Raw genomic sequence first — 11,282 nt, 5'->3', positions numbered from 1 at the left:
GCGATTTAAGCTTTGGGGTTGATGCTCCATGGTTAGTCAGTGCCAAATATCGTTATAGCAGCACTACGTCAGGAGATCAGAAAACCCGCAAAGTTTCCTTATATAAACCTGATAGCAGTAATGTAAATGACGTCACCAACACGAGTAATTTCTTGTCAATGGCGGCTTACGGTGGTTTCCGTATGGGCGGTGATGGACTTTATGCGTTAGACCTAGCCGATAAAAACACGCCAAAAATCCTATTTAGTATTACGCCAGATATTACTAGTACAACAGCAAAATTGCATAGAAATGACACTGGTACTCAGGTCACTGTTGATAACAATGATTATAGTAATGTTGGGCAAATCTGGAATACAGTCACTACGGCTCGAGTAAATGAAGGCGCTAGTGACACTAAATACAAAGACGTCATCGTATTTGGTGGGGGTTATGACATGCAGTACGAAGATCCACAATTCGTACCGACTACGGCAGCCAAAGGCAGTTCTATCTATGTGACCGATGCAAAAACAGGCGATAAGCTGTGGTCGTGGGACAATCCGTACAATCACAGTATCGTCGCTGGCGTTACGCCACTAGATCGCAATAATGATGGTTTATTTGACCACTTATACTTTGCCGATTTAGGTGGCAACGTCTTCCGTGCTGACTTCGTGAACGAAAAGAAAAAAGCGTTTAAAGAAGTACGAGTAGTTCGGGTACTCAATGCCTCAAAAGATATGACTACACTGCCATATCGTTTCTATGCTCGTCCAGTAGTGAGCTTTTATAGAGATAAGCAAAGCAAGATATTTGCCTTAGTCAACATCGCTTCTGGCGATCGCAGTTCACCATTAGCTAAGCGCCGCGATGTAACTAGTAGTGATAAAAACAAAGCCAATCGTTTATATGGTGTGATAGATACTGACATTACGCGTAATGATCTTTTAGACAGTAGTGCTACGTCAACACTCACTATCAAAGAATTAAACGAAAAAGATGATTTGATAGAGTTAGGCGGTAGTCACCTGTCTGAAAACACCAAAACGGCAAAAGCAGCAATGGTCGAAGAGCTTTCAGTGATAGATAGCTCAGAAGACAAAAGAGGTTGGTACTATCCGCTAACGCGTTTTGCAGGATTTGAAAACGTCTCACATGTAAAAGCCATGGGCGATTATCGTGTCATGAACAATTATCTATTTATGTCCGTATATGACCCTAACATGTCTTATGGCAACAATAGTATTTGTGAGGCACAAACGCTTGGCGGCTCAGAGCAACAAATGTATTGCCTGCCTTATGGCGTTTGTATGGATAACAGCTCTAAAACAGGTACAGGTGGCTTTACACCAGCCGGTAAAGGTATTCAAGAGCTGACACTTGGTGCGGTGAATGCCAATAACTTAGACACGACCGTGCTAATCGGTACGCAGAGCTTGACAGATCGTGCTAATGATCTTATCGATTATGGTGATGATAGTAAAAAAGGTAAGGGGCCAAAAGAGCCACCAGCAGGCGGCTATCCAGATGGTAATGACCCGTATGCTGGTATCACAAAAGATAAAGGTGATGGTTCTATGGCAAGCATACTCTTCAAAGAGCGTTATGTGCTAAAACCAACGCAATGGTATGAGAGTAACTAATGCTTAATCATACTGATAAGAGACTTAGTGGTAAGAGCCGCGGTTTTACGCTCATCGAACTGATGGTTGTCGTCATGATTATCGCGATTCTTGCGGCAGTAGCGATACCGAGCTATCGACAGTACGTCATTAGAAACGCTGAAAATGAGGTACAGTCGAAGATGCTCCAACTGGAGCTTCAGCTCGAGCGCTGGCGAGCGTCTGCGTTGACTTATAAGGGCTTTCAGCCGCAAATTGTTAATAGTAGTAATAGTGTGAGCTATGGCTACGACGCTAACAATACGACGATTTATGTGCCGCAAGGCAGCGATTCGACCAATTATCGTTATCAGATTACCCTTGTCGATGGTGCCACGCCTACTAAGTCACTTATCAGTACTGGACTGGATAACAGCACAGGTCGCACATGGAAAATGCTTGCTGTTCCCAATAGTACGGGTACTTTTAAGAATGCGCGCAATATGCTGATGACCAGCTCAGGTTTGCGCTGTAAAAATACCACAGCTATTACGATTACAGCGACCACTTGTGGTACAGGTGAGGAGAACTGGTAATGGACGTAATAATCAGTCATAAAACTGACAAGAGAGCTATATCGCAGCGAGGCTTTACGCTAGTAGAGATAATGATCGTCGTTGCTATCATTGCGATATTGGCAGCGATTGCTTATCCCAACTATCAGCGCTATGTTATCAAGTCCAAGCGTACCGATATGATGAGCGAGATGCATAACATTGCATCGCAAATTCAAAGCCGCAAGTTGGCACAGGGTAGCTACAGTAATAACTTAATCACAGGACTCGGCGGTAGCTTCCCTAGGCAGGGTCCGACGCTCTATACCATCAGCTTCACGCCAAATCCGCTTACTGCTAAATGGAGTATTATTGCCACGCCAAATCCTAATAGTCAAATGGCGAGTGACGGAACCCTTAGCCTTAATTATCAGAATATCAAATGTCGAGCCACGGTTTGTGGTAGTGACGATAGTTGGAATGATTAGAAAACTGATGAGTCTGCAAATAGCTGACAAAAATTGTCAAAATATATTATCTTTTATTAACAAATATAAGTATACTGACGTTTTTTAGCAGTCTGAGAGTAACATTGGTTACTTAATGTCACGTTTGAAAAGTCGAAAATTAGTAGGCTACTAAAAACTGGCTTTAAAAGTCTAATAAATAAGAAAATCTTTGCTATTTATTATGTTGGCATAATAACTGCAATATTTATAGTAAGAAAGAAATAGACAATATCCCTAAAGATAGAAACTGCTAATAATCAGCTATCTTTATATACCCCAAAGGAGTTCATATGAACACTGCTCAAAAAGGTTTTACCTTAATCGAACTAATGATTGTCATCGCCATTATCGGTATCTTGGCTGCGATCGCTCTACCTGCTTATCAAGACTATACTAAGCGTGCGCGTGTCGGTGAAGCATTAAGCTTAGCTGGTGGTGCTAAAACTGCTGTTACAGAATTCTATTCATCGAATAACGTATGGCCTACTGGTAACGCTTCTGCTGGTTTGCCTACTGATACTGAGATAACTGGTAATTCTGTTGAGAAAGTAGCCGTATCGAATGGTAAAATTACTGTAACTGTTAAAGATAATATAGAAAAAAGTGGGTCTAACAATACTTTAGTATTATCTCCTACTGCTAGTGCGGGAAGCGTTGAGTGGACTTGTAAAGATAGTACTCTAAATGATAAGTATCTACCTTCAGAATGCCGTTAATCATTAATAATAAATAAGATTTGAAAATGAAAAGGAGAGCATATTGCTCTCCTTTTTTATGTCGTTATATACCTAAATAAAGATACTGCCTATGCTTACTTTCAAAAACTTAACCTCACGTCTTGAGATTTGGCTGATATTAATTGTTTTTGGTGTCTATGCATTTGGAACAGCAACGACTCAACATTACTTACCCAGTCAGATGGATTTTATCCCTAATATTACAGTTATAGGGCTGTTATGTTTAGGGTTTATTATCTTACTAACCAGAATTAAAATAAAAGAGATCGGCATAGATAGCTTGTTTTGGCTGTTATTGTTTCTGCTTATTTTGATTCAGCCTTTTTTTATTGATTATGCTTATTTAGATGGTGTACTTTTCCCTTTAGCGACTATTTTGATATGTTTTATCCTATCGGTTATTATTAATAATACAGATGATAAGTGTAGGCTTATTTATTATTCAGCTTTTGGGTTTACTGCGGTTGCCTTACTTAACATTGTTTTCCAGTTATTACAGTATGCCAATGTATCTGATGACCTTTGGTTTGTGATGACCATGCAAGGTAATCGATTTTTTGGCAATGTTGGTCAACCCAACCAGTTGGCATTTATTTATGCGTTAGGGATTGCTGCTTGTCATTATCTGCTGATTAAGACTGAATATAAGCGTCTTATATTTATGGCGCTAGTTATCCTAAGTATTGGCTTAGCATTAACAAGCAGTCGTGGTGGCTTAATATTGGGACTGGCTTCATTTTTAATATATGGATTGAACATTAAAAGAGGGTATAGCTTTAAACTATTTTTCACCGCTGTAGGCGTGTCAATAGTAGGGTTTTTATTGGGTTCTTACTTATTAATCATTCATAGCTTGTATGGTTCTGAGGACGTTTTGACACGACTAGCAACAGGTAATAACTACGCTCGAATAGAACTGATTCAGCAAGCTTGGGTGCAATTTTTACATCATCCGTTACTGGGTGTAGGTTTTGGCAATTTATTGGCGGATAGCTTAGAGCATATTGAGCAAGTTGACTGGTTTGTTTTTAATATTCATAGTCATAATATTATCATGCAGTTTGCCGCTGAGTTTGGACTGCCAGGATTAGCCCTACTGGCTGTGGTAGCTTTTATAGTTTTTCAATCGTATGGGCAATCACGTAGTTTAGAATCAAGCTTTATTTTCGTTTCATTAATTATCGTAGCGCTTTATTCTTTAAGTGAATACCCATTGTGGTACACGCGATATCTAATAATAGCTGTATTTCTATTGGCAGTTATCAATCGCAAAACTATAAAAATAAATATTGATTTAAATAAGTTGTTTTTTGCTATCACTGCTCTGTGCATTGTAGGTAGTATTTTTTATTATCAGTCTTATAAAGACTATCATCGAGTTAATACCTTTTTTAAATATTATGATTCTTTAGAGAGCGAATCATTAACAGTAACCGAAACTCAAGAAATCGCTCAAATTCAACAGCAGATGCTGATAGAGTTACCTTCGGTCTTTGGCTTTTCAGCCTATAAAGAGTTTTTTATTTACCATCTACTTCCTAAAGATAATATAGATTTAGAAAAGCGTATCAACCTAGGTAATCGTGTATTAACTAAATTTTTATCACATGATATTTTATTAAAACAAGCTCTGTATTTTGGCTTGAATAATCAACCAAAACAGGCACTTCATCTATACCAAGGAGCTTGTCTGCTGGATCATAGTCAAAGCTGTAATGTTGTCAGTCTGCATGTCAATGAGCTAGCTGATAACTATCAACAGTTTGAGAGCATCCGCCAAGACTACAATCGATGGGTAAAAGCCAATAAAAGTAAGATTAAAAAATGACAATGTTTAAGGTTGGCATGTCCCCTGCAATATAATAATTATATTATCTATAGGTTACGGTACTATGAAACCGTTTCAAAATTGCAAACTTAACAATCAATATGGTTTTACTTTAATTGAGATAATGATTGTCATCGCAATTATTGGTATTTTAGCGGCAATTGCAACAGCCAGCTACCAAGTTCAGGTTCGGCAAACGCAATTAATGACTATCTATCAAGAATTAAATCATTTTCGCTTACCCTATCAAACGTTACTTGCTGGCGGCGCTGGCGTGGTTGCTTTTAGTATCGACGGTCTCAATATGCCAACATCAACCAAATATTGTCAGTTCACGGTCAAAGCACCTAATTTGGAAGGTGGCACAGCGGACGCGGTAGTTTGTAATATCCAAAATTTGCCTTATCTACAAAATCAATCGCTCAGCTTAACTTTTACCGAAAACGGCAATTGGGAGTGCAAAGCAAGCTCAGGGATTTTGGTATCTTACTTGCCGCAAGCTTGCCGATCATAAGTTGTTAGATATTAAATAGTATTAACCATAAAAAAACCACCAAGGACCTTTTTATTTTGGCGAATTGGTGGTTTTTTACTTTTAAAAATAAAGCTTAAGCGTTACTTCTCTAAATACTGAATCTTACCTTCTACACCATCCCACTTTGCCGCTTCTGGCAACTGACCTTTCATCTCAGTGATGTTTGGCCATTTTTGCGCCAGCTCTTCGTTTAGCTGAATAAATACTTCTTGCCCTTTTGGTACTTCGTCTTCTGAAAATATTGCATTGGCGGGGCATTCAGGCTCGCATAGCGCGCAGTCGATGCATTCATCAGGGTCGATAGCGAGGAAATTCGGTCCTTCATAAAAGCAGTCCACAGGGCAGACTTCCACACAGTCGGTGTATTTGCAAAGAATGCAGTTATCTGTAACGACAAAGGTCATAGTGGTCTACCTGTTATTGGGTTGGCAAAGTATAATTACGATTGTAAGTACATTAGCTGAAAAATAAGACATATTTTAGCGCTTTTAGGGCTATTTGACAAATCCCTTTACTGACTAATGATTTCTTTGAGATGGTACAGTAGATCATGCGCTTGCTTTGGTGTTAGATTATCAGGATTAATCGCTGCTAGCTCATCTTGTAAGCTAAATAATTGATTTTGCTGTGGAATGAGAGCAATGCTTTGACTTGGGCTAACATTATCTTCCTTTGTTTGCTCTGGTTCACTAACATAAATCTGCGTGCTTTCATCCTTTACTGACTTAGCTAATTCATTTTTATCATCAATGGTCTTGGCACTCTCAGTTTTTAAATTATCTACTAAATACCGCTTAGCATCATTTAATACCTGCGTAGGGATACCTGCCATTTTTGCCACATGCAAACCAAAGCTAGAGCTTGCCGCGCCGTCCTTAATTTGATGCAGTAGTAGCAGTTGACCATCGACTTCACTAGCGGCGACATGGACATTACGAATGCTAGCGTGTTGGCTCTCAGCAGGGTTGACCAATTGCGTCAATTCAAAATAATGGGTGGCAAATAATGTCAGGCAGCCAATCTCAACCAATCTATTGACGCACGCATGAGCAATTGCTAAACCATCAGTAGTAGCCGTGCCGCGTCCGACTTCATCCATCAGTACGAGCGATTTATTGGTCGCTTGGTTGAGGATATTCGCGGTTTCAATCATTTCAACCATAAAGGTGGATTTACCACCTGCCAAATCATCAGCCGAACCAATACGGGTAAAAATCCGGTCGATATCACCAATCTGCGCACTCACTGCTGGGACAAAACTGCCGCAATGCGCCAGTAGAACAATGAGCGCGGTTTGGCGCATATAGGTTGATTTACCGCCCATGTTAGGGCCAGTGATCATGAGGAGGCGTTCAGGATTTGCCTCGCCACCAAGCGCACAATCATTGGCAACAAACTGGCTGCTGTGTTTCGTATTACTTTGATAAGTATTATTACTCGTATGGGTTGGATTTAACGCCGCTTCGACGACGACATGGCGACCTTGTTTAATATCGATACTGGTTTGGCTGATGTTTTTTGACAAGTTGCCATCTTTCAGTAAGTCGTCATCTTGTGAGCCATTACTCATGACTGGACGTTGCCAATCATAGAGGGTCGCAAGCTGTGCCCAATTACTAAGGACATCTATTTGTGCGATGGCAGCGCTCAGTTGTTGCAATTCAGCCAAGTGGCTACCTAATATGGTTAACAGCTCATGATACAGCTGTTTTTCACGAGTTAACGCTAATGTCTGTGCGCTTAGATATTCGGTTTCGACCGCTTTTAGCTCATCAGTGATAAAGCGCTCACTGCTTTTGAGCGTTTGCCGCCGGATAAAATGCGCTGGTGCATTCTTTGCCTGCATTTTTGGCAGTTCAAAATAAAAACCACTGACTTTATTAAATCCTACTTTTAAGCTAGGTAATTGGTAGTCTTGACGCGCACGCTCTACCATTTCATCCAAGGTCACTTGGATATTGTCATGCAAATGGGAGAGGCGATCAAACTCATCATCATAGCCAGCAGCGAGCATACCACCATCACGGATATGCGCCGGTGGCTCTACGACAATAGCGCGCTCAATCAGCTCAGCAACGGACTGTACGGCAGGTAGCTGTTCAGGTAATTGCTGCATTAGCATGGGCAACAGTCCTACCTGCTTATGGGTGATACCTGAATCCGTCAGTAAATTGCTGAGCTGGGTGCTACTTCTAATACCATCAGCCAATTTACGCAAGTCACGCGGTTTGGCGCTCATCAGACCGATACGGCTACTGATACGTTCGATATCCCCGATGGCATTTAAGGTTTCGCGTAAACTACTGACCAATGAATGATTTTCTGTGTTTTGCTCAAACTGTTTAGATTGACTATCAGTATTCAACAATTTAGATATGGCATCTAAACGCAGATTAATACGCGCATGTTGACGTAGCGGGCGCTTCATTTGTTGCACAAGCAAGCGCCGCCCCATGGGCGTTTGACAGTGATTGAGCACAGATATCAGCGATGTACCATTACTGCTAACGGGAGTAAATAACTCAAGGTTTTGCTGACTATTGGCATCAATAATTAAATAATCGTCGCTATATTCGACGATAAGTTGATTCAGCTGTGGTATATGACGCTGCTGGGTCTGCCGTGCGTAGTGAATAAGGGCGGCACAGCTAGATTGAGCAAGTGGCGCGTCACTAATGCCCAACCCATCAAGACGTTGTACGTCAAATTGCTGGCAAAGGGTTGCGCTGGCATGCTGACGGTGAAAATCATTGGCTGCCACTTCTATAATAGGGCAATCAAGATTTTGCCGTAGCCATAATAGCCACGTTTCGCCGCTACCATCACGACTACCATTACTGTCACTAAGCGCTTCACTAATGATGCATTCACTCGGGGCAAAGCGTGCCAGCACCGTCAGCATTTGGGCTTGCAAATCTTCGATATCGTCGTGATTCACGCTGAGTGTTTGCGTCGTTAATGTTCCGGCGGCCAAATCCATTTGACTAATGGCAGCTTGCAAAGGTTGTTTACTATTCGCTTTAGGAGTTTCGATATCAATCGCAACGACAGTCGGCGTATGATTGGGCGCAATGAGGGCGTCATCAGTGATGGTTCCGGCTGTCAGGGTTTTAACCACTTCGCGGCGCATGATACTACCTGCCGCCGATTTACTTTTATCCTTCTTTTGCTTCTCGCCCATCGTCGGCGTATTGGACGGGCTGTTAGTAACTGAATCGTCGATTTGCTCACAAACAACCACTGTCTGTCCCGCGGCAATCAGGCGCGCCATATAGCTATCAGCTGCATGAAACGGCACGCCAGCCATCGCAATGGTATTACCGGCTTTATCGGTGCCACGGCGGGTTAGGGTAATATCGAGTATCTGCGCCGCGCGTTTGGCATCCTCAAAAAATAATTCATAAAAATCACCCATCCGGTACAGCAATAATGCTTGTGGATAGTTGGCTTTCATGGTCAGATATTGCACCATCATTGGCGTATGGTCGGCCAAATTATAAATAGCGTCGCCGATTAGCAACTGATCGTTATTTATATGCTCAGTTTTTACGTGCTCTGATTTTAAGTGCTCAGTTTTTAAGGTTTCAGATTTAACACATGTTAAGGCGTTAGGGTTTTGCGCGGATGGTTTTACGGTCATGCAGAATCTCTTATGATGCTTAAATGGGTTTGCTTAGAAACAATGGCTGTTTTTTAGAATAAATTAGGGATGCAGGTTGGCAGTTATTTGCGTTTATTGATATCGCGAAACAGCTGTTAAATTAAGGATATAGGCGCTATTTTAACACGTTCAGCGACCTTTTTACGTCGGCAAATATCTACTCGCTGCCCTTGTATCCATCGGCGTCATAACCATATATAATGACGGCACACTTAATTGGGCGATACTTCATTAAGCGACTCATCATTAGTCAGTACCTTATTATTACGTGCTTTGTTAATCCGTATTTTGACAATCAGTGCGTTATTAAAAGGTATTTAGTCAGTGATGATTGTCAGCATTGTAATGACCAAGCGGCACTATATAAAGCCTTGGCGAATGCGCACTAATTATCGAATATTTCCATAGGTCAAAAAATTATGTTATCAAAGATTATAGGCAGTGTCGTTGGCACCAAAAATGACCGCGAACTCAAGCGCATGCGCCGCGTGGTCAGCAAAATCAACGCATATGAGGCTGAAATACAAGCCCTGTCTGATGAGCAATTACAACAAAAAACCGCAGAATTTAAAGAAAGACACCAAAACGGTGAAAGCTTAGACGCTTTATTACCAGAAGCGTTTGCCGTTTGCCGCGAAGCTTCGTTACGCGTCAATGGCATGCGTCACTACGACGTGCAGCTCATCGGTGGTATCACCTTGCACGAAGGCAAAATCGCTGAGATGAAAACAGGTGAGGGTAAAACCTTGATGGGTACCTTGGCGATGTATCTCAATGCCATTAGTGGCAAAGGCGTGCATTTGGTCACGGTCAACGATTATTTGGCGGCGCGTGATGCCGAGCTAAACCGCCCATTATTTGGCTTTTTGGGCATGAACGTTGGGGTGATTTACTCACAGCAGCCACCACAAGAAAAAATCGACGCTTATCAAGCCGATATCACGTACGGTACCAATAACGAATACGGCTTTGATTATCTGCGCGATAACATGGTCTTTAGCCTTGCTGAGAAAAAACAGCGTCCGCTAAATTATTGTATTATTGATGAAATTGACTCTATCTTAATTGATGAAGCGCGTACGCCGCTGATTATTTCGGGTCAAGCAGAAGATTCATCACGCATGTATGCGCTGATTAATACCATTATTCCAAGGCTTAAACGCTCAAAAGATGAAGAAGCCAATAAAAATAACGAAGACGAAGATTTTTGGATTGATGAAAAAAATCGTCAAATCGAAATCAGCGAAAAAGGCTATGAGAAAATTGAGCGCTTTTTAATCGAAGTGGGCGAGCTTGGCGAAAACGAAAGTTTATATAGCCCAAGTCGTTTGCCGCTATTGGCTCACGTACAAGCGGCAATCCGTGCCCATCATGTGTTTGTCAAAAACGTCCATTATATCGTTGATGACGGCGAAGTGATTATCGTTGATGAAAACACCGGTCGTACCATGCCCGGTCGCCGCTGGTCAGAAGGTCTACATCAAGCGGTAGAGGCCAAAGAAAACGTCGAGATTCAAGCAGAAAACCAAACCCTTGCAACCACGACTTTCCAAAACTACTTCCGTCTCTATGATAAATTATCCGGTATGACGGGTACGGCCGATACCGAAGCAGCAGAGTTTAAATCAACGTATGATTTAGATGTCATCGTGATTCCAACGCACGAGCCGATTGCCCGTATCGATATGGATGACCAAATTTTCTTAACCAAGTTAGGGAAATACAAAGGTATTATCCGCGAGATTAAAGAGATTCAAGCCAAAGGTGCGCCAGTGTTGGTTGGTACGGCGACGATTGAGGCCAGTGAAGAGTTGTCTTATCTGCTTGATCAAGAAGGCATCAAGCATAATGTCCTAAACGCCAAGCAGCATGAGC

General features: G+C 41.7%; 8 protein-coding genes and 1 pseudogene. 7 read left to right on the top strand and 2 right to left on the bottom strand.

What is annotated here, in order from left to right; translation table 11 throughout:
* The 6 genes and pseudogenes from V7D75_RS10480 to V7D75_RS10455 all read left to right on the top strand — a co-directional run.
* Positions 1–1,625, top strand: a pseudogene (locus V7D75_RS10480) (pilus assembly protein PilY); the annotation flags it as partial.
* On the top strand, positions 1,625–2,179 hold the full coding sequence (locus V7D75_RS10475; protein ID WP_333614514.1) for a type IV pilin protein: 555 nt from the start codon (positions 1,625–1,627) through the stop codon (positions 2,177–2,179). The pseudogene V7D75_RS10480 and the gene V7D75_RS10475, both read left to right, overlap by 1 nt.
* A complete protein-coding gene (locus tag V7D75_RS10470; protein ID WP_333614513.1) occupies positions 2,179–2,625 on the top strand; it encodes a type IV pilin protein in 447 nt (148 codons plus the stop codon). Before V7D75_RS10475 ends, V7D75_RS10470 begins: the two co-directional genes overlap by 1 nt.
* Positions 2,626–2,936: 311 nt before the next feature.
* Entirely contained in the window at positions 2,937–3,362 is a 426-nt protein-coding gene (locus V7D75_RS10465; RefSeq protein WP_333614512.1) for a pilin, read from the top strand.
* Positions 3,363–3,453: 91 nt separating this feature from the next.
* A complete protein-coding gene (locus V7D75_RS10460) occupies positions 3,454–5,211 on the top strand; it encodes a PglL family O-oligosaccharyltransferase (RefSeq protein WP_333614511.1) in 1,758 nt (585 codons plus the stop codon).
* 64 nt (positions 5,212–5,275) lie between these two features.
* Complete coding sequence (locus tag V7D75_RS10455; protein WP_333614510.1) at positions 5,276–5,725, top strand: prepilin-type N-terminal cleavage/methylation domain-containing protein; 450 nt, start codon at positions 5,276–5,278, stop codon at positions 5,723–5,725.
* Positions 5,726–5,826: 101 nt separating this feature from the next.
* Here V7D75_RS10455 and fdxA read toward each other — a convergent pair whose 3' ends face one another.
* Together fdxA and mutS are read right to left on the bottom strand one after the other, a co-directional pair.
* Entirely contained in the window at positions 5,827–6,150 is a 324-nt protein-coding gene (gene fdxA, locus V7D75_RS10450; RefSeq protein ID WP_068406370.1) for a ferredoxin FdxA, read from the bottom strand.
* Positions 6,151–6,257: 107 nt separating this feature from the next.
* Complete coding sequence (mutS, locus tag V7D75_RS10445) at positions 6,258–9,221, bottom strand: DNA mismatch repair protein MutS (RefSeq protein WP_333614516.1); 2,964 nt, start codon at positions 9,219–9,221, stop codon at positions 6,258–6,260.
* A gap of 605 nt (positions 9,222–9,826) precedes the next feature.
* On the opposite strand from mutS, the gene V7D75_RS10440 reads away from it, so the two are divergent.
* A partial coding sequence (locus V7D75_RS10440) for a preprotein translocase subunit SecA (protein ID WP_333614509.1) occupies positions 9,827–11,282 on the top strand: 1,456 nt, incomplete at its 3' end.

It is taken from the genome of Psychrobacter sp. (assembly GCF_036731945.1).
Classification (GTDB): domain Bacteria; phylum Pseudomonadota; class Gammaproteobacteria; order Pseudomonadales; family Moraxellaceae; genus Psychrobacter.
Note: the sequence above shows the minus strand (reverse complement) of the source record. Positions and strands in the feature narration are given on the sequence as shown.

Excerpts from the sequence above, each read along its gene's own strand:
- V7D75_RS10455 (WP_333614510.1), top strand. The coding sequence starts at position 5,276 with ATGAAACCGTTTCAAAATTGCAAACTTAACAATCAATATGGTTTTACT.
- fdxA (WP_068406370.1), bottom strand. The coding sequence starts at position 6,150 with ATGACCTTTGTCGTTACAGATAACTGCATTCTTTGCAAATACACCGAC.
- mutS (WP_333614516.1), bottom strand. The coding sequence starts at position 9,221 with ATGATGGTGCAATATCTGACCATGAAAGCCAACTATCCACAAGCATTA.
- V7D75_RS10475 (WP_333614514.1), top strand. The coding sequence starts at position 1,625 with ATGCTTAATCATACTGATAAGAGACTTAGTGGTAAGAGCCGCGGTTTT.
- V7D75_RS10460 (WP_333614511.1), top strand. The coding sequence starts at position 3,454 with ATGCTTACTTTCAAAAACTTAACCTCACGTCTTGAGATTTGGCTGATA.
- V7D75_RS10470 (WP_333614513.1), top strand. The coding sequence starts at position 2,179 with ATGGACGTAATAATCAGTCATAAAACTGACAAGAGAGCTATATCGCAG.
- V7D75_RS10465 (WP_333614512.1), top strand. The coding sequence starts at position 2,937 with ATGAACACTGCTCAAAAAGGTTTTACCTTAATCGAACTAATGATTGTC.